Source organism: Mycobacterium sp. 852013-50091_SCH5140682 (assembly GCF_001665685.1).
Taxonomy (GTDB): Bacteria; Actinomycetota; Actinomycetes; order Mycobacteriales; family Mycobacteriaceae; genus Mycobacterium.
Map to the genome: position 1 here is coordinate 79,897 of NZ_LZTB01000025.1, position 26,057 is coordinate 105,953.

Consider the following 26,057-nt stretch of genomic DNA (forward strand, 5'->3'; position numbering starts at 1 on the left):
TCGACAGCAACCGAAGGGCGGGTCGAACCGTATGTCACGTGTGAACTCCACGCTGCGCCTCCTGATCGCCGGCGTCGCAGCGGCCGGCGTGCTGCTCACCGGGTGCAGCGGCGGTAGCCAGCCGACAGTCTCGAAGACGGAGCTGCAATCCATGGCCAAGGAGAGGCTGGAAGCCGCGGCCAAGAAGAAGGCCAAGTCCGTCACATGCGACGACGGCATCGTGGGCAAAGTGGGTAACACCCAGCATTGCGTGCTGACCGCTGGCAATGGCACCAAATACGGCGTCACCGCGACCGTCAAAGCGGTGAAGGACGGCAAGGTCAACATCGACTTCAAGGTCGACGACAAGCCGATGGGGTGACGTTCGGGCCGAATGGCGTTAACAGATCGGTAACACGCCAGTAGTTAGCCGGGGTTCCAGGTAAATTCGGAGTTGTGTCGGACAGTGACTGTCGGGGACGCAATGTCGCGCTCCCGCATGGCGTCCAGGGTGCTGCAGACGCCAATTTCGGCTGCACCGTGCGGGCCTTCTCCCAGCTCTTCCCGGGCCGCCGGTTCGGCGGCGGTGCGTTGGCGGTGTTCCAGGACGGTGAGCCCGTCGTCGACGTGTGGACCGGATTCTCCGACCGGGCGGGCACCGAGTTCTGGACAGCCGATACCGGCGCGATGGTGTTCTCGGCGACCAAGGGGATGGCCTCGACGGTCATCCACCGGCTGGTAGACCGCGGCCTGCTCGACTACGACACCCCGGTGTGCGCGTACTGGCCGGAGTTCGGTGAGAACGGCAAGGCCGGCATCACTGTCCGGCAGGTCATGGCGCATCGCGCCGGCCTGTCACAGCTCAACGGGGTGAGCCTGACCGAGCTGTTGAACCCCAGGCTGATGGAAGAACGCATTGCGGCCTCGCCGGTCAGTGCGGTGCTGTTCGACAAACCGGCCTACCACGCGCTGACCTACGGTTGGCTGCTGTCCGGCCTGGCCAGGGCGGTGACGGGTCAGGGTATGCGTGATCTGATGCGTGCCGAGTTGGCCGAGCCCCTGCGCACCGACGGCCTGCATCTGGGCAGGCCCCCGGTGGGTGCGCCCACTCGAGCGGCGCAGATTCTCGCGCCCCAGCGCCGCTGGCCCAACTACGTTTTCGACTTGCTCGCCCCCAAGCTGGCGGGGCTCGACCGATCGGGCGCCTTCGGGTCGATGTATGTACCCGGGGTGATGTCCCTGATCCGGGGAGAAACCCCATTCCTCGACAGTGAGATACCTGCTGCCAACGGTGTCGCGACCGCGCGCGGGCTGGCCAGGATGTACGGAGCGATCGCCAACGCCGGCCGCTTCGAGGGTGTCGAATTCCTGTCTCCGCAAACCGTCGCCCGTCTCACCGGCCCGTCGGCGCTGCGGCCCGATCGCAACCTCGTCGTCCCGCTGTCCTTCCACCTCGGGTATCACTCTGTGCCGTTCGGGGTCATGCCCGGCTTCGGGCACGTCGGCATGGGCGGCTCGGTGGGATGGGCTGACCCGGCCAGTGGCCTGGCGATCGGTTTCGTGCACAACCGGCTGGTCACGCCGATGGTGCTCGACATGACGGCGTTCGTCGCCCTCAACGCGGTCATCCGCAAGGACGTCGGGGCAGCGCGCCGCCGCGGCTATCAGCCGGTACCCGACTTCGGTTCGGGCCCGTTCGAGCTGTCCAAGACGGCCGCCGGCTGACCCGCATCCGCGGGGTCTGCTGTCCGTCGTTTTGACGATTTTGGTGGTCGGTGTAACGCGACACACCGGCCAGTGATCTATCTCACTTTCAGGTTTACCGAGCCTCGGCCGGGGATGACGTTAGCGAAGCGCCCGTGCGAGGGTCGGATTTGCCCTCCGGGTTAATTGCGGGTGACGGCCGCGGGATCCGGTATCGGGCCGGACCGATGCCATGGCGAACGCCGGCGGTGGTCGGCTCGCCCGGGCGGTCGCGCGTCGACGTGGTTGTCACTGGTCATTGCGTGCGCAACGACGGAAACAAGACTTGTCGACTGCACGGTCAGCTATCAATTAGGCAGGCATATTAAATCGCTGTTCAGTATCTGTTGCATATTTGCTCCACCACGGAATTCGAAGTTTGCGAACGGGTGAACAGCAAACTTTCTGTCGTATTCCTGGGAATCCGCTGAGTATTGCTTAGCAATGCCTATTCGGATGCCGAGGGGTCGTGTCGTTGACAGCGGAGAGGTCATCAATTACGCGTGCGCGCCCCCTCGCGAGACGGTGGGGCATGGGACGGCAGGCGGCGGCGTCACCGTATTGTGATTCGGTAATCCACTGTGGCACAACAGAGTTAGAGGAACACCGCAGCGGATGGGGATGGCTTCCCAGCCGCCGAGCCGCGCATCATCGACTGGCCGCCGTCTTCGGTGGCGGGCATCGTGGGTGAATGTCAGCAGTTTTGCGATCCATTGTTTCCAACATTGCCCACATATGAAGCGCTACGCTACGCACTCGGATTGGCAACATTCCGAATGAATGCGGGATCAGGTAGCGTGCGTCGACGTTGACGCATCGAGCACTCTTATTCGGCACTTCTCAGTTCGATCGTCGCCGGTATCGAGAGAGGTGGCCGCGTGGCTGGTAACCCCAGTTGCCCGGTTCGCCGCGATCGGAAGTGTTCGTCCGACGATTCCGCCGGCCGGACGCCGGGCGGCGAGGTCCGGGCAGGAGCGCGACGCGTCTTCGCCCTTCGGTGTCGCAGAACTGGCGCCCGGCCCGATTTGTCTGCGTAGACGTCTTGAAAGAGGTTGAAGTTGGTGGTTGAGGCACCAGTCACTGCGGTAGCGGTCATCGGAATGGCCTGCCGTCTGCCTGGCGGTATCGATTCCCCAGAACAGATGTGGCAGGCCCTGCTACGCGGCGACGACCTTGTCACCACCGTACCGACGGATCGTTGGGACGCCGAGGAGTACTACGACCCCGAACCCGGTGTACCCGGGCGGTCGGTGTCGAAGTGGGGCGCATTCCTCGACGACGTCGCCGGATTCGACGCCGACTTCTTCGGCATCAGCGACCGCGAGGCCACGGCCATCGATCCGCAGCACCGGCTGCTGCTGGAGACCGCGTGGGAAGCCGTCGAGCACGCCGGTATCGACCCTGCCACCCTCGCCGGATCTCTGACCGGCGTATTCATGGGCCTGACCCACGGCGACTACCAGCTGCTCGCGGCCGACGCCCACTCCATCGAGGGCCCGTACGGCTTCACAGGCAACAACTTCAGCCTCGCCTCCGGCCGCATCGCCTACCACCTCGGCGCGCACGGCCCGGCCTATTCGGTCGACTCGGCCTGCTCATCGGGTCTGCTCGCGGTGCACAACGCCTGCCGCAGCCTGCACGATGGCGAGAGTGACCTGGCGCTGGCCGGTGGCGTGTGCATCGTGCTCGAGCCGCGAAAACTCGCCTCGGGTTCGGCGCAGGGCATGTTGTCGCCGACGGGCCGCTGCCATGCCTTCGACGTCGCGGCCGACGGGTTCGTGTCCGGCGAAGCGTCCGCGGTGCTGCTGCTCAAGCGGCTGGTCGATGCCGAACGCGACGGCGACCGCATCCTGGCCGTCGTCCGCGGCACCGCCGCCAATCAGGACGGCCACACCGTCAACATCGCCACGCCGTCGCGTGACGCGCAGGTCGCGGTCTACCGGTCGGCGTTGAGCGTGGCGGGCATGGACCCCGCGACGGTCGGGTTGATCGAGGCCCACGGCACCGGAACCCCGGTCGGCGACCCCATCGAATATGCAAGCCTGGCAACGGTTTACGGCACATCGGCGGCGTGCGCACTGGGGTCTGCCAAAACCAACTTCGGCCACAGCCAGTCGGCATCGGGCGCGGTCGGCCTGATCAAGGCCGTGCTCGCGCTGCAGCACGGCACCATTCCGCCCAACCTGCACTTCACCGAGCTTCCGGACGAGATGGCCCGCATCGAGACCGGTCTGTTCGTGCCGCAGGAGGCGACCGACTGGCCGATCTCCGATGCGCACCCGCGTCGTGCCGCGGTGTCGTCCTACGGGTTGTCCGGGACCAACGTGCACGCAGTGCTGGAACAGGCCCCGGTTGCCGCTGCTCCCGACGGCGCGGCGCCGCAGGACGCGGCGGGTTCTTCGGTGTTCACGCTGTCGGCGACCTCTGCCGATGAGCTGCGACGGACCGCGGGACGGCTGGCCGACTGGCTGACCGACCGGGTCGACGTCGATATCGCCGATCTGGCCTACACGCTGGCGCGCCGCCGGGCACACCGGTCGGTGCGTACCTCGGTGCTCGCTGCAGACCGACCCGGTCTCATCGCCGGACTACGTGAGATGGCCGACGGCGAGATGCCGTATGAGCCCGCTGTCGGGCAGGGTGATCGCGGACCGGTCTGGGTGTTCTCGGGGCAGGGCTCGCAGTGGGCGGGGATGGGCGCCGGACTTCTGACCTCCGAGCCGGCGTTCGCCGCGGCCGTCGCCGAGCTCGAACCCCTCATCGCCCGGGAATCCGGGTTCTCCGTGACCGAGGCCATGACGGCAGCCGACGTGGTGACCGGCATCGACCGGGTGCAGCCCACGGTGTTCGCGGTCCAGATCGCCTTGGCGGCGACCCTGCGGGCTCGCGGCGTTGAGCCGGGCGCCGTCGTCGGACACTCGATGGGTGAGGTCGCCGCCGCGGTCGTGTCCGGGGTGCTGTCGCTCGGCGACGGTGTGAAGGTGATCTGCCGGCGTTCGCGGTTGATGGCGACCATCGCCGGTACCGGCGCGATGGCATCGGTGGAGCTGCCTGCCCAGCAGGTGCTTTCGGAACTGGCCGCGCGCGGTGTCAACGACGTGGTCCTGGCCGTGGTGGCGTCGCCCAAGTCAACAGTGGTCGGTGGCGCGAAGGAGTCGATCCGGGCGCTCGTCGCCGAGTGGGAGAGCCGCGACATCATGGCCCGCGAGGTGGCCGTCGACGTCGCGTCCCACACGCCACAGGTCGACCCGATCCTCGACGAGCTCGCCGACGAGCTCGCCGATCTGGATCCCGCCGAACCGACCATCCCGTACTACTCGGCCACCCTCTACGACCCGAGGGACCTGGCCGACTGGGACGCCGACTACTGGGTGGACAACCTGCGGCACACGGTCCGCTTCGCCGCGGCGGTGCAGGCCGCCCTTGAGGACGGCTTCCGGGTGTTCACCGAGCTCGCACCGCATCCGCTGCTGACGCACGCCGTCGATCAGACCGCCCGTGCGCTCGACATCCCGCACGTCGTCCTGGCCGGCCTGCGCCGCGACCAGGAGCTGCCCAACGGCCTCTTGCCGGTGGTGGCCGACGTGCATGCCGCGGGTGCCCGCGTCGACTTCTCGGCGCTCTACCCGCAGGGTCGGCTTGTGGACGCGCCTTTGCCCACCTGGACACGGCGGCACCTGATCCTCACCCGCGACCCCAATGAGCTCGCACCCGGCGGAGCCGTGCTGGCAGTGCATCCGCTGCTCGGTGCCCACGTGCGACTCGCCGAAGAGCCCGAACGCCACGTCTGGCAAGCCGATGTCGGCACCGCGACCCAGCCGTGGCTGGGCGATCACCAGGTGCACAACGTGGCCGCGCTTCCCGGTGCCGCCTATTGCGAGATGGCGCTGGCTGCAGCTCGTGCTGTGCTCGGCGACGAGGCCGAGGTGCACGACATCACGTTCGACCAGATGCTGCTGCTCGAGGAGCAGACGCTGGTGTCGGCGACCGCCACGGTGAGCGGACCCGAAAACGCCGATTTCGCGGTGGAGACGCTGCAGCAGGGTGAGCTGGTGCGGCGTTGCGGCGCCCGCCTGCGTTCCGCCGGCAGCGCGGCGACTACGCCGTCCTACGACCTCGACGCGTTGTTCGCCGCCCACCCGCAGCGGGTCGATGGCTCCGAGATGCGTGCGGGCTACAGCGACCGCGGCATCCAGTACGGCCCAGCCTTCTCCGGCCTGGTTGCAGCGTATATCGCTGCGCCGCAGGAAAATTCGGTGCTCGCCGAAGTGGCGCTGCCGGGTTCGATCCGGTCGCAGCAGGGCGTGTACGGCATTCACCCTGCGCTGCTGGACGCCTGCTTCCAAGCCGTCGGAGCGCATCCACACCTGCGCGAGGACCGCACCGGCACGTTGATGCTGCCGCTCGGGGTGCGCCGCCTGCAGGCACACGGGTCGACGCGCAATGTGCGCTATTGCCTCGCCCGGATCGTCGAAACTTCCCCGACGGGTGTGACGGTCGACCTCGATCTGCTCGACGAGCAGGGCGCGGTGCTGCTGGCGGTCGCCGGACTGCACCTCGGCACCGGGGTGTCGGCGAGTGGGCAGCGTGAGCGCACCCTCAACGAACGCCTGCTGGCCGTCGAATGGCGGGCCCAGGAGCTGCCCGACGAGGACTTCAGCGATCCGGGACGCTGGCTGCTGATCAGCACCTCCGACGCCGCCGACCTGATGGCCACCAAGCTCGCCGATGCGCTCAAGACCCACGACGTCGACGTCACCACCATGGCGTGGCCGCAGCACTCCGATCACGCGGCCCGCGCGGAGCGGCTGCGCGAACACCTCGCGGCTCGTCTGTTCAGCGACGTGCTCGTGGTGACCGCGCCGCGCAGCGGCGCCACCGACGAACAGTCCGGTGTCCGCGGCGGCGACACCGTGCGCCACCTCGTGCACATCGCGCGTGAGCTGCCCGAGGTGCACGGGGAGCCGCCGCGCCTGCACGTGCTGACCCGCAACGCGCAGCCGGTGCTGGCCGAGGACGCGGTCAACCTGGAAGAGGCGGGGCTGCGTGGCCTGATCCGGGTGATCGGCATGGAGCATCCGCGGTTGAAGGCCAGCCAGATCGACGTCGACGACTACACCGACGCCGCCCGGGTGGTGGCCCAACTGGTGTCCGGGTCCGACGAGGACGAGACCGCCTGGCGCGGCGGCGATTGGTATGTAGCACGGCTGGTTCCGGGCCCGCTGCGGCCCGAGGAACGCCGCACCACCGTGGTGAACCCCGCGCGGGAGGGCATGCGGCTGCAGATCCGCACGCCGGGTGACATCCAGTCGCTGGAACTCGCCGCGTTCGAGCGGGTGGCGCCGGGCCCCGGACAGATCGAGGTCTCGGTCACCGCATCCAACCTGAACTTCGCCGACGTGCTCGTGGCGTTCGGCCGGTACCCGAGCTTCGAGGGTCGCCTGCCCAAGCTCGGCGCCGACTTCTCCGGTGTGGTCACGGCGGTGGGCGCGGGTGTGGTGAACCATCAGGTCGGGGACCGCGTAGGCGGTATCTCCGCAGACGGGGCGTGGTCGACGTTCGTCACCTGCGATGCCAATCTCGCTGTGACACTTCCGCCCAGCGTGCCGATGAACCGGGCGGCGGCCGTGCCCAGCGCGCACGCGACCGCGTGGTACGGCCTGTATGACCTGGCGAGGATGTCGGCCGGCGACAAGGTGCTCATCCACTCCGCGACGGGTGGGGTGGGGCTTGCGGCCATCGCGATGGCGCGGGCCGCCGGCGCCGAGATCTACGCCACCGCGGGCAGTGAATCCCGTCGGAACCTGTTGCGCGACATGGGTATCGAACATGTCTACGATTCGCGCAGCATCGCCTTCGCCGAGCAGATCCGCCGGGACACCGACGGCTACGGCGTGGACATCGTGCTCAACTCGCTCACCGGTGCGGCCCAGCGGGCCGGTCTGGAACTGCTGTCCTTCGGCGGCCGGTTCGTCGAGATCGGCAAGCGCGACATCTACGGCGATACCCGGATGGGGCTGTTCCCGTTCCGCCGCAATCTGTCGTTCTACGCCGTCGACCTGGCCCTGCTGGCGCTGACCGAGCCCGACACCGTGCACCGGCTGCTGGAGGTCTGCTACCACCGGATCGCCGATGGCACCCTGCCGTTGCCGCAGACCACGCACTACCCGCTGCAGGACGGCGCCACCGCCATCCGCGTCATGGGCGCCGCTGAGCACACCGGCAAGCTGGTGCTCGACATCCCGCACGGCGGCCAGATCTCGGCCGTGGTGCCACCGGAGGAAGCGCCGGTGTTCCAGCGTGACGGCGCCTACGTGATCACGGGCGGCCTGGGCGGACTCGGGTTGTTCCTCGCCGAGACACTGGCGAGCGCCGGCTGCGGGCGGATCGTGCTCAACGGTCGGTCCGCGCCGACACCCGAAGCGCAAGCCGTGGTCGACCGGATCCGCAGGGGCGGCACCGAGATCGCCGTCGAACTCGGTGACATCGCCGAACCCGCCGTCGCCGTACGCCTCGTCGAGGCGGCCTGCGCCACCGGTCTGCCGTTGCGCGGTGTGCTGCACGGTGCTGCGGTCGTCGAAGATGCCGTGCTCGCCAACATCACCGACGAACTCGTCGAAAGAGACTGGGCGCCAAAGGTTTACGGGGCGTGGAACCTGCATCAGGCCACCCGCAAACAGTCGCTGGACTGGTTCTGCTCGTTCTCGTCGGCAGCAGCGCTGGTCGGCTCGCCCGGTCAGGGCGCCTACGCCGCGGCCAACAGCTGGCTGGACGCCTTCACGCACTGGCGGCGCAGCCAGGGCTTGCCCGCGCTCGCGATCGCGTGGGGACCGTGGGCGGAGATCGGTCGCGGCACGGGCCTGGCCGAGAACTCGGGAACCGCGATCTCGCCCGATGAGGGCGCCCACGCGTTCGCCACGCTGCTGCGCCACGACCGCGCCTACAGCGGTTACGCGCCAGTGGTGGGAACCCCGTGGCTCGAGGCGTTCGCACAGAACAGCCGGTTCGCCGAGGCGTTCCGGTCCGCGGGGGGCAACCGGGGCGGCGGCAGCGCCTTCCTCGCCGAGTTGCACGCGTTGCCGCATGAGGAATGGCAGGCGCGGATGCGCCGGATGATCGCCGAGCAGATCGGGCTGATCCTGCGCCGGGCGGTCGATCCGGACCGACCGCTGGCCGAGTACGGCCTCGACTCACTGGGCACGCTGGAGGTACGTACCCGGATCGAGGCGGAAACCGGAATCCGCATCGGCGCAACGGATATCAGCACTGTCCGCGTTCTCGCCGAGCGGCTGTGCGACGCCTTGGCCCCTGAGTCGCCCGTAGCGGTTTCGTCGTGATGGCGGCTGCCGCAGGGTCACGCACACCGTCCAGCGCTGTCGTCGAGGCAGGAGATGTCCCGTGGTTGCGATGAAGCCGATCCACGACTGGGCCGGTGAACCCGGCGAGCTGGTGTCATGGCACCCGTCGCGGGCCTCGGTGGCCAAGGTTCGCGAGGCCCCGGTCAGCGACGTGCCGGTCAGCTACCAGCAGGAACAACATCTGCTGGCATACCGCAAGCACCGGACGCACGGTACCGACATGGCCCGGCTCAACATCCCGGCATGGGACATACCCGGCCGCTGCGATATTCGCGCGATGACGCATGTCATCAACGCGTACCTGCGCCGGCATGACACGTTCCACAGCTGGTTCGAGTACACCGACGACCATCGCATCCTCCGGCACAAGGTGGCCAACCCGCGCGACATCAAGTTCGTGCCGACCCAGCACGGTGAGATGTCGGCGAGCCAGTGGTGCGACCACATCCTGGGCACTCCGGATCCGTGGCAGTGGGACTGCTTCCACTTCGGAATCATCCAGCGCCCCGGACATTTCACGATGTACATCAGCGTCGACCACGTCCATACCGATGCCATGTTCATGGGTTTGGCGTTCGTCGAGATCCACATGATGTACCAAGCGCTGGTACACGGGGCTGCGCCGCTGCAGCTGCCGGAGGCCGGCAGCTACGACCGGTACTGCCTGCAGCAACGGGAGTTCACCGCGGCCCTCGACAGGGACTCCCCGGAGATCCGCGACTGGATGAGCTTCCTGGAGGCCAATGACGGGACGCTGCCCCGCTTTCCGTTGCCCCTGGGAGATCCGTCGTTGCCCTGCACGGGGGACGTCGTCACCGTGGAGTTGCTCGACAAGGAGCAGAGTGACTGCTTCGAGTCGGCCTGCATGGCAGCAGGCGCGCGCTTCAGCGGTGGGGTCTTCGCCTGCGGGGCACTGGCCCAGTACGCGTTGACCGGTGCCGAGACCTACAGCGTCATCACTCCCACCACCACTCGCCGCACCGAGGCCGAGTTCATGACGACGGGCTGGTTCACCGGGCTGGTCCCCATCACGGTGCCGGTGTCGACGGCGTCGTTCGCGGCGACGGCCCGTGCCGCGCAGTGCTCGTTCGACGGCGGCATGGATCTGGCGCATGTCCCGTTCGAGCGGGTGCTCGAATTGGCCGATCCGCAGAGCGGCATCCGGCCTCCCGATCCCGGCGTCCCGATGCTGTCGTATCTGGATGCCGGTCTGCTCTCGCCCGGCGTGATCGGCGAGTGGCAACGCCTGGGGGGCACCATCTACAGCGATTCCCGGTCGGCGTACCAGGTCGGCATGTGGGTCAACCGGGTCGAAGACCGGACCACGGTCACCGCAGCGTTCCCGAGCAATCCGATCGCCCGGGAATCGGTGCTGCGCTATCTCGATGCGATGAAGGCGGCCTACCTGCGGGTGATCGAGGGCCACGACGCGGTACGACCGTTCGCCGACGTCGACGACTTCGACCTGAAAACAGCGTGAGCATGGCAGACAACCGGCTCGAGTTCACCGACCAGGCCATGTTTTTGGGCTTGCGCGCCACCGGCCAGGAAGCCGTCATGCAGTGCGTGTGGATCTACGAACGCCCGGTCGACTACGACGGCCTCCGGCGGTTCCACGCGGGTATGGGCCACGGGCTGTTCGGCAGGCGAATCGAGCGCTCGCCGTTGCCTTTCGGTAGACACCGCTGGGTCTCCACACCGGGCCCCCAGTCCGGGCTGGACATCGCCGAACCACGTGACCGCGCGGAACTGGGCCGCTGGGTGGACGAGCGGGCGGCGCTGCCGCTGGATCCCGAGCATGGTCCCGGGTGGCACATGGGTGTGCTGCCGATGAGCGACGGCTCGACCGCGATCAGCCTGGTGGGCTCGCATTGCCTGGGCGACGGCGGCGGCGGAATCCTCACGATCTTGGACGCGGTGTACGGCAACAAGACCGACTTCGGTCATCCGCCGCCCGGGTCTCGCACCCGGCCGCGGGCCATCGGGGCGGACCTGCGCGGCACGCTGCGTGGCGTGCCCGAGGTGACCCGCACGGTGCGCGCTGCAGTCGCGCTCGCCCGGCGCAGGCGCGACGATATCGCCCGGTCCGATGCGGCGCGCCCGCGTGTGCTCACGGGTGCAGACGACCGCGTCTTCATGCCCGCGGTCACGGCATACATCAATCACGAGGATTGGAATCTCCGCGCGAAAACGCTTGGCGGCAACAGCTATTCGCTGGTCGCGGGGTTCGCGGCGAAGCTCGCGGAGTCGATCGGGCGGGTGCGTGCCGACGACGGTCTTGTGACGCTGAACATCCCGCAGAACGATCGCACCCTCGACAACGACACCCGCGCCAACGCGGTCCGACTCGTCAACGTCGCGGTCGACCCGAGAGGGGTGACGGCCGATCTGACCGGGGCCCGCACGGCCATCAAGCAGGCGATCGCCGCGGCCCGCGACACACCCGACGAAACGCTGGTGCTGCTGCCGCTGACCCCGTTCATCCCGAAGCGCGTGGTGCGCAAGATGGCGGATGTGGTGTTCGGGTTTGCGGCCGACCTGCCGGTGTCCTGCTCCAACATGGGCGATGTCCCGTCCGCACTGGCGATGGCCGACGGTACGGAGGCCGACTACCTGTACTTCCGCGGTGTGGACCGGTACGCCACCCGCCAGGCCATCGAGCAGCGCTGCGGCCTGCTCACGGTGGTTGCCTGCGGCGTGGGCGGCACCATCTCGCTGAGCGTCGTCGGTTACCAACCGGGCGCGGCGAACTCCACGCCGTGGCTGCACCGCTTGGTCGGCGAAACCCTCGCGGCGTTCGAACTCACCGGCAAGATCGAGTAGGCCCCGATGACTCAAATTCATTCCCCGGCAAGGTCATCGGCGTCACCGGATGGTGGCCTGCCGGAGCACCGCCTCGCGCTGTGGGACGAAGCTGCGGTGCGCACCATGCGCGCCACGGGCCGGGTCCAGGTCATGCAGTGCACGTGGGTGTACGACCACCCGATCGACTTCGACGGGCTGCGGCGGTTCCATCAGAATTTCGGCGGCGGGCTCTTCGGCCGCCGAATCGAGCGTTCCCCGTTGCCGTTCGGCCGGTACCGCTGGGTCTCCGCGCTGGGGCCCCAGGCTCCACTGGACGTCGCCGAGCCGCGCCCGCGGGCACAGATCGGCGACTGGCTCGACGAGCGGGCCCAGCTGCCGATCGACCCTGAGAACGGACCCGGCTGGCACCTCGGTGTGCTGCCGGTGACCGACGGCTCGACTGCGGTCACGGTGGTGGCCTCGCACTGCCTCGGTGACGGTGTCGGGGGAGTGATGGTGATCGCCGACGCGATCGCCGGCCGGCGACCGGATCTCGGCTACCTGCTGCCGAACTCCCGCACGCGGTGGCGCGCGATACTGCGCGACGTCCGGGAGACCGCGTCGAGCATGCCCGAGGTCGCGCGCACCGTTGCCGACGCGGTCAAGCAGCTGCGTGGGCAAAAAGCCGACGATGTCGCGGCCCCGGTGTCCAAACCGGTGGTGCCCGACGGCGACAAACCGATTGTGCTGCCGACGATCTCGGTGTTCATCGACCTCGCAGACTGGAACGCCCGAGCGGAAGCCGTTGGTGGAAACAGCTATTCGATGCTGGCCGGTTTCGCGGCGAAGCTCGGAGAGCGAATGGGACGCTGCGGCGCCGACGGCGATGTCACGCTGCTGATCGCGGTCAACGATCGTACCGACGGCGATACCCGGGCCAACGCGATGTCGCTGGCCACCGCGCGAGTCGACCCGCTGACGGTCACCACCGACCAATCCGACGCCCGTGGCGTCATCCGGCAGGCGTTCAAGACCATGCGCGATACGCCTGACGAGACCCTCAAACTCCTGCCGCTGACCCCGCTGGTACCCAAGCGGTTGCTGAAGCGGGTCGCCGACGGCTTCCTCGCGTCCGGTGATCTGCCGGTGTCGTGCTCCAACCTCGGCGATCTCCCGGCCGAGGTGACCCGGGTGGACGGCACCGAGGCCGAGTACATCGTGTTCCGCGGGGTCGACCAGGGCATCACCCGCCAGGAGGCGGAGGACGCCGACGGACAACTGGTGTTGGTGTCCGCTCGGGTGGCCGGCAAGGTGTCCATCGGCATCACCGGATACCAAGCGGGAGAACACAATTCGAAGGCCCGACTGGCCGAGCTGGCGGCGAAGGCTCTTGCCGAGTTCGATCTCACCGCCGAAATCGACTGGAACAGCTGAGAAAGGCTGAATTCGATGACCGATACGACGCTGATCGGGGTGCTGCGGGAACGCGCCAGCCTGCAGCCCGACGACGTTGCCTACACGTATCTCGATTACGACCACGATCCCGAGGGCGTGCCCGTCCCGCTGACCTGGTCGCAGCTCTACCGCAAGGTCCGGGGACTGGCGCACGTTCTGCGCCAGAACGGCACGGTCGGGGACCGTGCGGTGATCCTGGCTCCGCAGGGCCTCGAATACGTCATCTCGTTCCTCGCTGCGCTGCAGGCCGGCTTCATCGCCGTCCCGTTGTCGGTGCCGATGGGTGGCGTGCACGACGAGCGGGTGTCGGCGGTGCTCGCCGATTGCCGCCCGTCGGTGATCCTGACCACCTCGCCGTCCACCGCGGACGTCACCGAATACGCGGTCCGGCAAACCGATAGCGCAGAGCCCACGGTCATCGTGGTCGACACGCTCGATCTCGACGCCCGGGTGAAGGCGATCAGCGACCGTGAGGCCCGTCCGGCGACCGCCTACCTGCAGTACACCTCGGGCTCGACCCGCACCCCGGCCGGGGTGATGGTGACCAACCGCAATCTGACCGCCAACTTCGAACAGATGATGTGCGACTTCTTCCCGCACTTCGGCAAGGTGCCGCCGCCGGGCACCACCGTGGTCTCGTGGCTGCCCTTCTATCACGACATGGGGCTGATGCTCGGCGTGGTCGCCCCGATCCTCGGCGGCTGGCACACGGTGTTCACCACACCGCTGCAGTTCCTGGCCAAGCCCGCCCGCTGGCCTGCGCTCATGGCGCGGTATCCCCGCGCGCTGACGGCCGGCCCCAACTTCGCCTTCGAGCTCGCCGCGGCCCGCACCACCGACGAGGACATGGCCGGTCTGGACATGGGCGACGTGCTCGCGGTGATGAGCGGTAGCGAACGCGTCCACGAGGCCACCCTGCGGCGCTTCGCGCAGCGGTTCGCGAAGTTCGGTTTCCGCGAAGAGGTTCTGCGGCCGTCCTATGGTCTGGCCGAGGCGACGCTCTACGTCGCCACCGGCGAGCCGGGGCCGCCCAGCGTCGTCACCTTCGAACCCGAGAAGCTCTCGGTCGGGCACGCCGAGCGGACCGGCACCGGACCCGGCACACAGCTGGTCGGGTACGGCACCCCGGAGTCGCCGGTGGTACGCATCGTGGATCCCGATACCCGCCTTGAGGTCCAAGCCGGAGCCATCGGTGAGATCTGGTCGCACGGCGAGAACAACTGCATCGGTTACTGGGAGAAGCCCGAGCAGACCGAGCACACCTTCCGGGCGACCCTGGCCGATCCGTCAGCGGGCACCCCGGAAGGGCCTTGGCTGCGCACAGGCGATCTCGGCTTCATCTCCGACGGTGAACTGTTCATCATCGGGCGCATCAAAGACCTGCTGATCGTGCGGGGACGCAACCATTACCCCGACGACATCGAAGCCACGATCGGTGAGATCACCGGCGGACGGGTGGCGGCCATCGCGGTCGAAGAGGACCGCACCGAACAACTCGTCGCCATCATCGAGGTCAAGAAGCGGGGCGATACCGAAGAAGCCGCAGCGGAGAACCTGCTGAACATCAAACGCGATGTGGCTTCGGCGATTTCGCAGGCGTACGGGCTCAGTGCCGCGGACCTCGTGCTGGTGCCCAGGGGTGCCATCCCGATCACCACGAGTGGCAAGATCCGGCGCGCCTCGTGTGTCGAGCAGTACCGCAACGACCAGTTCACCCGCCTTGACGTGAGGATCGCGTAGCAGAACTTGTTGGCTTTCTTGAGCGGCCTGAGAACCCGCGGCGTATTCGCCGACGGGTTCTTCGCCGTCCTCGGTCGGCTGGTCGTCAGGCGGCCGGTGCTGATCATCGTGGCCTGGGTGGGCCTCGCCGTGACGCTGCTGCTGGCGGTGCCGCCCTTGGCGGTGGTCGCCCAGAAGAACCCGCCGGACCTGCTGCCTGCCGACTCACCGGTTCTGGTGGCCAGCCAACACATGCAGAACGCGTTCCATGAGGCAGCCGCCGGCAACTTCGCCGTCGTCGTCCTGACAGACGAGAACGGGCTGTCGCCCGCGGACGAGGACACCTACCGGGACCTGGTCGACAAGCTCAAGACCAACTCCAGCGTGACCTCGACGCAGAACTTCGTCGACATCCCCGAGCTGCATCAGGTGATGACCAGCGAGGACAAGAAGGCGTGGACGCTGCCCATCAGCCTGTCCGGAACGATGGGCACCGGGCCCGGTCAGGCGGCGTACCGCAGCGCCATCGAAACGGTGCACGACGCGACGCGCGATTCAGCGCTGACGGTGAACGTGGTGGGTGCGGCGGCCACGTTCGACGACATCGACAAGGTCGGGGCGCGCGATCAGCACCTCATCGAGATCTCGACCGTGGTGTTGGTGCTGACCATCCTCATCGTGGTCTACCGCAACCTGGTCGCGATGCTGATGCCGCTGCTCACCATCGGCGTCTCGATGGTGGTGGCCCAGCAGGTGGTGGCGGCCCTGGGTGAGGTGGGTCTGGGCCTCGGCCCGCAGACCATCGTCTTGATGACGGCGATGCTCATGGGGGCCGGGACCGACTATGCGGTCTTCCTGTTCAGCCGCTACCAGGAATGTCTGCGTGACGGCATCAGCTCCGACGTCGCCGTCGCCACCGCCCTCAAGTCGATCGGTGAGGTGATCGCGGGCTCGGCAGCGACGGTTGCGATCACGTTCCTTGGCCTGAGTTTCGCTCACCTGGGTGCCTTCGCGACCGTCGGGCCTGCGCTGGCCGTCACCATCGCGTTCGGCTTCCTGGCGTCGATCACCATGCTTCCGGCGTTGATGGTGCTGGCCGGGCGGCGGGGATGGGTGAAGCCCCGCAAGGACGTGACGGGCCGATTCTGGCGACGCTCCGGCGTGCATGTGGTGCGGCGGCCGGTGCTGCACCTGGTGTCGAGCCTTGCCATCCTCGTCGCGTTGGCCGGGTGTGCGGCGATGGTCAAGTTCAATTACGACGACCGCAAACTGCTGCCTGCCGACTCGTCGAGTAACCGTGGTTATGAGGCCATGGACAGGCACTTCCCGATCAGCAGCACGTTGCAGCAGTTCATCCTGATCGAGTCACCGCAGGACCTGCGCAGCCCGAAAGCCCTTGCCGATCTGGAACAGATGGCCCAGCGGATCAGTCAGGTGCCCGACATCGACAAGGTTCGCGGCATCACCAGGCCCACCGGTGAAGTGCTCGAACAGGCCAAGGCCACCTATCAGGCCGGCGAGGTGGGGGCCAAGCTGCGGGACGCCTCCGACCTCATCGAGAGCAACAACGCCAACCTCGACAAATTGGCAGGCGGTGCGCATCAGCTGGCCGACGGGCTGGGGGAGATCCGCACGCAGGTGCTCACCGCGGTCGGCTCCGTTCGCGGACTGGTGGGTGCACTCACCGACCTGCAGACCCAGTTCGGTGGCTCCAAGACGCTCGCCGACATCGACAAGAAGGCCACGCTCGTCACCAACATGCGCTCGCTGGGCGGCGCGCTGAACAAGAATGTCGCGCAGGTCAAAGACCTCTACAACTGGGCAATGCCTGCGGTCACGGCACTGAACGCCAGCCCCGCATGCAACATCGACCCGGCGTGCGTGTCGTCGCGCGCCGATCTGCAACGCGTCGTCGCCGCCTACGACGACGACAGCGTCAACACGCTCACCGATCTCAGCAAGCAGCTGGAGTCCACCAACGGCAGCGACACCCTCGACGACTCCATCCGCGGGTTGGGGACGACGGTGACCAAGGTGACCAATGCCCTGCAGCAGCTGGGGATGAGCGATCCGACCGGCCTGCAGCAGAAGATCTCATCCGCGATAGACGGCGCGAACCTCCTGGCGGATTCCAGCCGCCAGCTCGCCGACGGGGTCCAACTGCTCGTCGATCAGACCAAGGGCATGGGCACCGGATTGGACCAGGGCTCGGCCTTCCTGCTCGGGATGAAGCGCGATGCGGCGAGCCCACCGATGTCGGGGTTCTACATCCCGCCGGAGATCCTGACGCAGGCCGAGTTCGAGAAGGCCGCCAAACTGTTCGTGTCCGACGACGGCCACACCGTCCGCTATCTGGTTCAGACTGCGCTCAACCCGTTCGGCAGCTCGGCGATGGATCAGATCGAAAAGATCCTGGCGGCCGCCGAGAGCGCCAAACCGAACACGACGTTGTCCGATGCGAAAATCTCGATGGTCGGATTCTCGGCTGTCAACCGCGACGTCCGTGGCTACTACAACGCCGATATCCGGTACATCGTGTGCGTCACGCTGATCGTGGTGTTCCTCATCCTGGTGGCTCTGCTGCGCGCGATCGTGGCACCGCTGTACCTCGTGATCTCGGTTGTGCTGTCCTATCTTTCGGCGCTGGGCATCGGCGTCGTGTTCTTCCAGTTCATCCTCGGGCAAGAGTTGTCATGGACCGTTCCGGGCATGGCCTTTCTGGTCCTCGTGGCGGTCGGCGCCGATTACAACCTGTTGCTCATCTCCCGAATACGCGACGAGTCCAAGCTGGGGATCCCGTCGGGCGTGATCCGCACGGTGGGCGCGACGGGCGGCGTGATCACCTCCGCGGGGCTGATCTTCGCCGCGTCGATGCTCGCGTTGACGGTCAGCCACATCGCCAGCATCGTGCAGATCGGGTTCATCATCGGGGTCGGTCTGCTGCTCGACACGTTCCTGGTCCGCACCATCACGGTGCCCGCCGCGGCGGTGCTGATCGGGAGGTTCAACTGGTGGCCGTCGAAAGGGACGCGTCACCACGGTCACGCGGGGGAGCCGGACGACGAGAACGGCTCCGCGGAATCAGCCGACGATCAGCTGGAGTTGGCCGACGCGGCAGGACGCTGAGGAACCGTTCAGAGCCCTCAGCGCTGGCCGTGCATCGAGAGCCAGCGGGTCTTGATGCGCCACGAATGTGCCGAGGCGAGCGCGAACACCGCACCGCACATGCAGGCGAACAGCCAGACGAATTTGCCGTTCTCCCAGGGCTGCAGCACGGGGAAGCACGCGGTGGTGATGCGCACGGCGCACGCCATGATGCCGCTGACGGAGGCGATCAGATAGATGTTCGCGATGCGCCGAGACCGCGGGTCCTTGCGGAGCACCATCATCGCCCGTGCGCCGTAGAGCAGCAGGTAGGTCAGCGTGCCGCACAGCAGAATCCAGTACGCGCTGAGCCAGAAGTCGGTGGGCACCGTGAAGAAATCGGCGCGATAGACCTTTGCCCCATTGCCCAGCGAGAACGTCGCGAGCAGCAGCGGGATGCACAGGGTCGCGGGCCGCTCGACGTACTGCTTGAACGAGCGCTGCATCGCGTCGTCGTCCTGCAACCGGCCGAGCGTGTTGTAGACGATGGCCGACGCGGCCACGATGTAGCAGTCGTGACCGATGTAGTCCTCGACGTTCCACTTTCCGGTCAGCTCATGGAGCACCTGGCCGAGGGTTTCCGACGCGAACGGCGACATCAGCAGCACCGCCACGCCCTGCAGGGCGATGTTGAGGGTGGCCGCAACCTCCCACCGGCACGACCACGTGACGCGCCGGATCCACAAGCTCCAGGCAATGCACCCGAGGGTGATCGTTATGAGCACGGCTACTGACATCGGACAGTCGTTTCGACGAGATTCAACGGATAGCTGATTGTATTGCTAAAGCGGCGGTGCGTCGGCGCGAGGCGCTAATTCGGACAACTTTGCCGGGCGCGCCGTCCGCGTCCTGGTGTCCGACGCCGCGACGGTCACCGGCGCCGACTCCATGTAGTGCCAGACTTCCTGGCGGCTCATCAGTCCGAACCTGATCTGCAGGTCGGGGTAACTGAGGCCAAAACGGTCCGCCACCTGCCTGAGCTCCTCGGCATTGGGGTAGTCGGACTCTTTGATGCGCCGATAATACGTGCTGCTCGACGTGCCGAGCGCGGTGTAGATGGCCTTCGCGTCTATCTCGCCGTCGAGTAGGTAGTCCAGCAGCGCCTTGAGTTGCCTGCCGTTCTCATCGGTGCGGGGCATCACCACACCATAGACCTGATCATCGACTTTGGGCAGCCTGGATCTGTTTGCTCACAGCTATTTCTTTATTGACACGTCTGTCAGACTTTTGGCACTACTCTCCCAAAATTGGGACAGTGTGGCTAACGTGATCTCCATGGTCGCTCCACTGCTGCACCCCGGTACCACGAGCTGGTTTTCCGATTACCCCACCGCTACGCCGTCGCGGGAATCCGATATGGCGACGATGACGAGTGCACTCGACGATGTACTGGGCGCAGAACTGGCAGGCGCCCGCGCTGCCATGGGCAGCAGTGCCGAGGAGATCCTGCTGGCCGCCCTTGGGCGCACGGTAGCCCGCACCATCGGCGAGGGCGTGCTGGACGTCGACGTCGACGGTGACCTGGTGCGCCGGGCCTCGGTGGCCTGCAGTTCGCATCGGAGCTTGTCCGGCTACGACCTGCTGACGACGGTCACCCGCTCGGCGGCCCCGTCCCACGACCGCTCCTGCGCCGATGTCCACTTCGGCTACGACCACGGAGGCCGAGGGTCCTCGGCACCCACCGGATATTTGCTCTCGCTGCACGTGCACCCTGATTCCGGGGCCGGGCTGAAACTCGAATGGACGTATGACACCCGTGGTTTCGATCCGGCCACGGTGGCAGAACTGGCCGAGCAGTTCCCGTTGGCGCTCATCGAGGTGACCTCCGGCTAGTTGCGGCCTGCGCGATTTGCACGGCTCATTAGACTGCTTGAAACGGCGTCGATCCGGCCATCACCGGGGAGCCTCCGGAAGAACGGCTGCGCGGTTTCACCCGACGCGGCTCAGTAGAACCGGGCGGGTGGGCCCGTCATCGCCCGATAGTTGAGCGGCACGCGAGTTTTCGCGTGCAAGCGGGGTGGTACCGCGGCGCTCGCGCACCTGCGCGACGTCGTCCCCGTGCCTTGAACATCGTTGGGCCTGCGGGCACAACACAGGCACAGGAGACGAAGACGTGAGCGCCTATCCCAAGCCCGCCGCACCGAATTTTCCGGAGCGCGAACTTGAGGTGCTGGACTACTGGGCCGGCGACGACACTTTCCGGGCCAGTATCGCCCGCCGCGACGACGCACCGGAATACGTCTTCTATGACGGCCCGCCGTTCGCCAACGGCCTGCCGCACTACGGCCACCTGCTGACCGGCTACGTCAAGGACATCGTGCCCCGCTACCGCACGATGCGCGGCTACAAGGTCGAGCGCCGGTTCGGCTGGGACACCCACGGCCTGCCCGCCGAGCTCGAGGTCCAGCGCCAGTTGGGTATTGCGGACAAGGCGCAGATCGAGGCGATGGGTATCGAGAAGTTCAACGATGCCTGCCGGGCCTCGGTGCTCAAATACACCGACGAGTGGCGCGCCTACGTCACGCGGCAGGCCCGCTGGGTCGACTTCGACAACGACTACAAGACCCTGGATCCGACCTTCATGGAGTCGGTGATCTGGGCCTTCAAGCAGCTGTGGGACAAGGGCCTGGCCTACGAGGGCAACCGGGTGCTGCCGTACTGCTGGAACGACGAGACCCCGTTGTCCAACCACGAGCTGCGCATGGACGACGACGTCTACCAGAGCCGCCAGGATCCGGCGGTGACCGTCGGATTTGCGGTGACCGACGGCCCGCTCAAGGGCGCTCACCTGCTGATCTGGACGACGACGCCATGGACCTTGCCGTCCAATCAGGCCGTGGCGGTCCACCCCGACATCACTTATGTGCTGGTGCAGGGCTCCGAAGGACGGCGGTATGTGCTCGCGCAGGCCCGACTGGCCGCCTACGCACGCGAGCTGGGTGAGGAGCCGGAGGTGCTCGGTACCTACCCCGGCCGGGAGCTGCTGGGCACGCAGTACCTGCCGCCGTTCCCGTATTTCATGGACTCGCCCAACTCTTTTCGGGTCCTCGGCGCCCACTTCGTCAGCACCGAGGACGGTACGGGCATCGTGCACATGGCGCCGGCTTACGGCGAGGACGACAAGGCCACGGCCGACACCGCCGACATCGTCGCCGTCACGCCCGTCGACTCCAAGGGCCGCTTCGACGCAACGGTTCCCGACTATGCGGGTCAGCATGTGTTCGAAGCCAATTCGCAGATCATCCGGGATCTGAAGAACGGTGACGGATCGGCAGGCGCCAACGGCGCGATCCTCCTGCGGCACGAGACCTACGAGCACTCCTACCCGCACTGCTGGCGGTGCCGTAACCCGTTGATCTACCGCGCCGTGTCGTCGTGGTTCATCAAGGTGACCGAGTTCCGCGACCGGATGGTCGAGCTCAACAAGGAGATCACCTGGTACCCCGAGCACGTCAAGGACGGTCAGTTCGGCAAGTGGCTGTCCAATGCGCGCGACTGGTCGGTATCGCGAAACCGATACTGGGGCAGCCCTATTCCGGTCTGGAAGTCCGATGACCCGGCGTATCCGCGCATCGATGTGTACGGCAGCCTCGACGAGCTCGAGCGCGACTTCGGCGTGCGCCCGACGAATCTGCACCGGCCGTACATCGACGAGCTGACCCGGCCCAACCCTGACGACCCGACCGGCAAGTCCACCATGCGCCGCATCGAGGACGTGTTCGACGTGTGGTTCGACTCGGGGTCGATGCCATACGCGCAGGTGCACTATCCGTTTGAGAACCAGGCCTGGTTCGACGGCATCGACGGTGCCCAGTCCGGCGAGGATGCTCACTTCCCGGGCGACTTCATCGTCGAGTACATCGGCCAGACCCGCGGCTGGTTCTACACCATGCACGTGCTGGCCACCGCGCTCTTCGACAAGCCGGCATTCAAAACCTGTGTGGCACATGGGATCGTGCTCGGCAACGACGGCCAGAAGATGAGCAAGTCGCTGCGCAACTATCCCGACGTCAGCGAGGTGTTCGACCGCGACGGCTCCGACGCCATGCGGTGGTTCCTGATGGCCTCGCCGATCCTGCGGGGCGGCAACCTCATCGTCACCGAGCAGGGCATCCGCGAGGGTGTGCGGCAGGTGCTGCTGCCGCTGTGGAACGCCTACAGTTTCCTGGCGCTCTACGCGCCGGAGAAAGGCACGTGGCGCACCGATTCGACGAACGTTCTGGACCGCTACATCCTGGCCAAGCTGGCGCAGTTGCGCGACGATCTGACCGCGGCGCTGGATGTCTGCGATATCTCCGGGGCGTGCGACGAACTGCGGCAGTTCACCGAGGCGTTGACGAACTGGTATGTGCGCCGGTCACGTTCGCGTTTCTGGGAGGAGGACGCGGACGCCATCGACACCCTGCACACCGTGCTCGAGGTGACCAGTCGGCTCGCCGCTCCGCTGCTGCCGCTGGCCACCGAGGTGATCTGGCGCGGGTTGACCGACGGGCGGTCGGTGCACCTGACCGACTGGCCGGAGGCCGACGTGCTGCCGAAGGATCCCGATCTGGTCGCGGCGATGGACCAGGTGCGTGAGGTGTGTTCGGTGGGTTCCTCGCTGCGCAAGGCGAAGAAGCTGCGGGTGCGCCTGCCGTTGCCGAAACTGACTGTGGCGGTGGACAATCCGGATGCGCTGGCGCCGTTCGGTGATTTGATCGCCGACGAACTGAACGTCAAGGCGGTCGATCTGACCGACGATATCGATGCCTACGGCAAGTTCGAGCTCGCCGTCAACGCCCGGGTGGCTGGGCCTCGGATCGGCAAGGACGTACAGGCCGCCATCAAGGCCGTCAAGGCAGGCGAGGGTGTGGTCAATCCCGACGGCACCTTGACCGCGGGCCCGGTGGTGCTGCAGCCGGCGGAATACACCTCGAAACTCGTTGCGGCGGATCCGGAATGGACTTCGGCGCTGCCCGACGGAGCGGGGCTGGTGGTTCTCGACGGGACCGTCACCGAGGAGCTCGAAGCCGAAGGCTGGGCCAAGGACCGGATCCGCGAGCTCCAGGAGCTGCGCAAGACGACGGGACTGGAGGTGTCCGACCGGATCGCGGTACGGATGGCGGTGCCCGCGGAGTTCGCCGCATGGGCAGACACCCACCGCGACCTCATCGCAGGCGAGATCCTGGCCACCAGTTTTGAATTCGTGGGCACGGACACGGTGCCGGAGGGCACAGCGATCGGCGACGGCGTCCAGGTGGCGATCGCGAAGGCGTGAGGGTCAGCCGTGCACGACCCGCGCCGTACGGCCTTCGAGCGACACCGTGTCGCCCGGGTGTAGCTGGCGGCCGCGTCGCAGTTCGACGTCGCCGTTGACTGTGACGAGACCGTCGGCGATCACCTCTTTGGCATCGGCGCCGGTGTCGATCAGCGAGGCCAGTTTGAGGAACTGGCCGAGGCGGATCGACTCGTCACGGATCGGGACCTCATCGGATGCCATGCCGGTCAGGTTAGCGCCATAGCATCGACAGGTATGGCAGGCAGCGGGTTCCAGACGGGCGCACGCTGGGTCCTGCATCTCGACATGGACGCGTTCTTCGCGTCCGTCGAGCAGCTCACCCGGCCGACGCTGCGCGGACGCCCTGTTCTGGTGGGTGGTCTCGGCGGGCGTGGCGTGGTGGCCGGCGCCAGCTATGAGGCAAGGCGCTTCGGCGCCCGGTCCGCGATGCCGATGCACCAGGCGCGCCGCCTGGTCGGCGCTCCCGCGGTGGTGCTCCCGCCGCGTGGCGCGGTGTACAGCGTGGCCAGTCGCCGGGCGCTCGACACGGTACGCAGTGTGGTTCCGGTTGTGGAGCAACTGTCGTTCGACGAGGCTTTCGGCGAGCCGGCCGAGCTTGCGGGGGCTGCGGCGGCCGAGGTCGAGGAATTCTGTCAGCGGTTGCGCGCCAAGGTGCGCGAGCACACCGGGTTGGTGGCCTCTGTCGGGGCCGGGTCGGGTAAGCAGATCGCCAAGATCGCGTCCGGCCTGGCGAAACCGGACGGGGTGCGGGTGGTCAGCCGCGCCGAGGAGCGGGTGTTGCTCGACGGGTTGCCGGTCCGGCGGTTGTGGGGGATCGGCCCGGTCGCGGAGGAGAAGCTGCACCGGTTGGGCATCGAGACCGTAGGCGCCTTCGCAGCGTTGTCCGAGACCGAGGTGGCGAGCGTGCTTGGCGCGACGGTCGGGCCTGCGCTGCATCAGCTGGCCCGCGGGATCGACGACCGGCCGGTGACCGAGCGGGCCGAGGCCAAACAGATCAGTGCCGAGTCGACGTTTCCCGAGGACCTCGTCACGCTCGCTCAGCTTCAGGACGCCATCGGACCCATCGGTGAGCACGCGCACCGGCGCCTGGAGAAGGACGGTCGCGGCGCGCGGACCGTCACGGTCAAACTCAAGCGGTCGGACATGAGCACGCTGACCCGGTCGGCCACGCTGGGCTATGCCACCACTGAGGCGGCCACCCTCATCGGCACCGCGCGTCGACTGCTGCTCGACCCGGTCGAAGTCGGCCCGATTCGCCTTGTCGGCGTGGGCTTTTCGGGATTGTCGGATGCCCGGCAGGAGTCCCTGTTCCCGGATCTGGAGCAGCCACAGGAGGTTTGGGACACCCACCAGCATGTCGATGCGGCTCCCACAGCTGCCACGGTGTGGCGCATCGGAGACGACGTGCTGCACCCCGAGCACGGTTTCGGCTGGATTCAGGGCGCCGGACACGGTGTGATGACCGTTCGATTCGAAACGCGGGCATCAGGGCCCGGGCCTACCCGCACCTTCGCCGCGGACACTCCGGGCCTGAGCCGGGCCAATCCGGTGGACAGCCTGGCCTGGGCCGATTATCTCGAGGGGCTCGGGCGGACGTGAGGAGCAGTTTTTTCTCGCCGGACTACCAGAGCACGCCGTAGGTTGCCGACAGCACGAAGCCGTGCTGTCCGTACGTCTTGCACGTCACGGTGCCCTGATGTCCGACGCCGCAACTGGCTCCCCAGTTCTCCAGCCTCTGCCCTTCGGGCAGGACATCCACGTCGCGGGTGAATCTGGAGTTGTCGGAATGCTGGTATTCGGCAGGTCCCCAGCTGTTGACCACGGTCTGGTTGGTTCCGGTAGGCGCGTCGATCGGCACGGCGTCACAGCCCACCGGCCCGCCGTTGGGTCCGATGCCGCAGTGCCTGCCGTCCGGGGTCTTGAAGAAGATCCAGTAGAAGTCGCCGGGTGCGGCCGACGAGAAGGAGCCGCGGGCGTTCGGGTAGCTGTCGATGTCGTCGACACCAGATGGCGGCTCGGCACCTGCGGATGGCGCGGCCGCCACGGCCAGTGCTGCGGCTGCGACAGCCGTAGCTAAGCGGTACAGCATGCCTTCCATTGAACCGAGGACGTCAACCCCACTGCCCGATAATGCCGCTCACCGGCTGCCCAGAGGCCAGCGCCGCCATCAGCAACACTCTGGCCTGCCCGGGGCGCAACCGCCGCGCCAGAACGGCCCCGGCGTCGAGGAGGCGTTGCCCGGGTCCGTAGTCCGGGCTGACCGGCCCGTCGGGCACCCGGGTGGACACTGCGACGGTCACCCCCGCGGCGGTGAGCCTGCGGACCCCTTCGATCACGGGCTCACCAGCGTTGCCCGACCCCACGGCCTCCAGCACGATCCCGCGGGCCCCGGCTGCGGCGCACGCCTCCATGGCGGTTGCGTCGCTGCCCGGATAGACCGCGACGATGTCGACGCGGGGTGCGCGCCCGGCGGTCAGTCCGCTCAGTTCGGGCCGTACTTTGGCGGGTCCTGGCTCGAACCCGCCGGCGGTGACCGCACCCACCGGGGTGCCGGTGAAGCTGTCTCTTCTCCACATCGACGTGCCGACGATCGCATA

The 26,057-nt window shown here is 67.3% G+C and carries 15 protein-coding genes and 1 pseudogene; 11 read left to right on the forward strand and 5 right to left on the reverse strand.

Annotated elements, in window-relative coordinates:
- The first annotated feature begins 31 nt into the window (after positions 1 to 31).
- The 8 genes from A5784_RS08645 (at position 32) to A5784_RS08680 (ending at position 18,164) form a co-directional block, all read left to right on the forward strand.
- Positions 32 to 361: a DUF4333 domain-containing protein gene (locus A5784_RS08645; RefSeq protein WP_064944287.1), complete on the forward strand. Its 330-nt coding sequence runs from the start codon at positions 32 to 34 to the stop codon at positions 359 to 361.
- A gap of 74 nt (positions 362 to 435) precedes the next feature.
- Entirely contained in the window at positions 436 to 1,704 is a 1,269-nt protein-coding gene (gene lipL, locus A5784_RS08650; RefSeq protein ID WP_064944289.1) for an esterase/beta-lactamase LipL, read from the forward strand.
- Positions 1,705 to 2,783: 1,079 nt separating this feature from the next.
- On the forward strand, positions 2,784 to 9,059 hold the full coding sequence (gene pks2, locus A5784_RS08655; RefSeq protein WP_064944327.1) for a sulfolipid-1 biosynthesis phthioceranic/hydroxyphthioceranic acid synthase: 6,276 nt from the start codon (positions 2,784 to 2,786) through the stop codon (positions 9,057 to 9,059).
- Between the two features lie 61 nt (positions 9,060 to 9,120).
- Entirely contained in the window at positions 9,121 to 10,560 is a 1,440-nt protein-coding gene (locus A5784_RS08660; protein WP_197514669.1) for a condensation domain-containing protein, read from the forward strand.
- A 2-nt stretch (positions 10,561 to 10,562) separates the two neighbouring features.
- A complete protein-coding gene (locus tag A5784_RS08665) occupies positions 10,563 to 11,903 on the forward strand; it encodes a wax ester/triacylglycerol synthase domain-containing protein (protein WP_064944293.1) in 1,341 nt (446 codons plus the stop codon).
- A 6-nt stretch (positions 11,904 to 11,909) separates the two neighbouring features.
- Positions 11,910 to 13,298 (forward strand): WS/DGAT/MGAT family O-acyltransferase, encoded by a 1,389-nt coding sequence (locus A5784_RS08670; protein WP_064944295.1) that lies wholly within the window; start codon positions 11,910 to 11,912, stop codon positions 13,296 to 13,298.
- A gap of 15 nt (positions 13,299 to 13,313) precedes the next feature.
- Positions 13,314 to 15,059: an AMP-binding protein gene (locus A5784_RS08675; protein ID WP_064944297.1), complete on the forward strand. Its 1,746-nt coding sequence runs from the start codon at positions 13,314 to 13,316 to the stop codon at positions 15,057 to 15,059.
- Positions 15,060 to 15,068: 9 nt separating this feature from the next.
- On the forward strand, positions 15,069 to 18,164 hold the full coding sequence (locus A5784_RS08680) for an MMPL/RND family transporter (RefSeq protein ID WP_502687504.1): 3,096 nt from the start codon (positions 15,069 to 15,071) through the stop codon (positions 18,162 to 18,164).
- A 17-nt stretch (positions 18,165 to 18,181) separates the two neighbouring features.
- Here A5784_RS08680 and A5784_RS08685 read toward each other — a convergent pair whose 3' ends face one another.
- Together A5784_RS08685 and A5784_RS08690 are read right to left on the reverse strand one after the other, a co-directional pair.
- On the reverse strand, positions 18,182 to 18,919 hold the full coding sequence (locus A5784_RS08685; RefSeq protein WP_064944302.1) for a hypothetical protein: 738 nt from the start codon (positions 18,917 to 18,919) through the stop codon (positions 18,182 to 18,184).
- A gap of 45 nt (positions 18,920 to 18,964) precedes the next feature.
- Complete coding sequence (locus tag A5784_RS08690) at positions 18,965 to 19,321, reverse strand: transcriptional regulator (protein ID WP_064944329.1); 357 nt, start codon at positions 19,319 to 19,321, stop codon at positions 18,965 to 18,967.
- A gap of 136 nt (positions 19,322 to 19,457) precedes the next feature.
- Here A5784_RS08690 and A5784_RS08695 point away from each other — a divergent pair, with 136 nt between their 5' ends.
- Both A5784_RS08695 and ileS read left to right on the forward strand, forming a co-directional pair.
- On the forward strand, positions 19,458 to 20,015 hold the full coding sequence (locus tag A5784_RS08695; RefSeq protein WP_064944331.1) for a hypothetical protein: 558 nt from the start codon (positions 19,458 to 19,460) through the stop codon (positions 20,013 to 20,015).
- Positions 20,016 to 20,295: 280 nt separating this feature from the next.
- Positions 20,296 to 23,439 carry an isoleucine--tRNA ligase gene (gene ileS, locus A5784_RS08700; RefSeq protein WP_064944304.1) on the forward strand — a complete coding sequence of 1,048 codons (3,144 nt, stop codon included), beginning with the start codon at positions 20,296 to 20,298 and terminating at the stop codon, positions 23,437 to 23,439.
- A 3-nt stretch (positions 23,440 to 23,442) separates the two neighbouring features.
- Here ileS and A5784_RS08705 read toward each other — a convergent pair whose 3' ends face one another.
- On the reverse strand, positions 23,443 to 23,661 hold the full coding sequence (locus A5784_RS08705; protein ID WP_064944306.1) for an RNA-binding S4 domain-containing protein: 219 nt from the start codon (positions 23,659 to 23,661) through the stop codon (positions 23,443 to 23,445).
- A 33-nt stretch (positions 23,662 to 23,694) separates the two neighbouring features.
- Here A5784_RS08705 and A5784_RS08710 point away from each other — a divergent pair, with 33 nt between their 5' ends.
- On the forward strand, positions 23,695 to 25,059 hold the full coding sequence (locus A5784_RS08710) for a DNA polymerase IV (protein WP_064944308.1): 1,365 nt from the start codon (positions 23,695 to 23,697) through the stop codon (positions 25,057 to 25,059).
- 22 nt (positions 25,060 to 25,081) lie between these two features.
- On the opposite strand, the gene A5784_RS08715 is transcribed toward A5784_RS08710, so the two are convergent.
- On the reverse strand, positions 25,082 to 25,549 hold the full coding sequence (locus A5784_RS08715; protein ID WP_502687505.1) for a hypothetical protein: 468 nt from the start codon (positions 25,547 to 25,549) through the stop codon (positions 25,082 to 25,084).
- 22 nt (positions 25,550 to 25,571) lie between these two features.
- Positions 25,572 to 26,057 (reverse strand): annotated as a pseudogene (locus tag A5784_RS38735) (L-asparaginase); the annotation flags it as partial.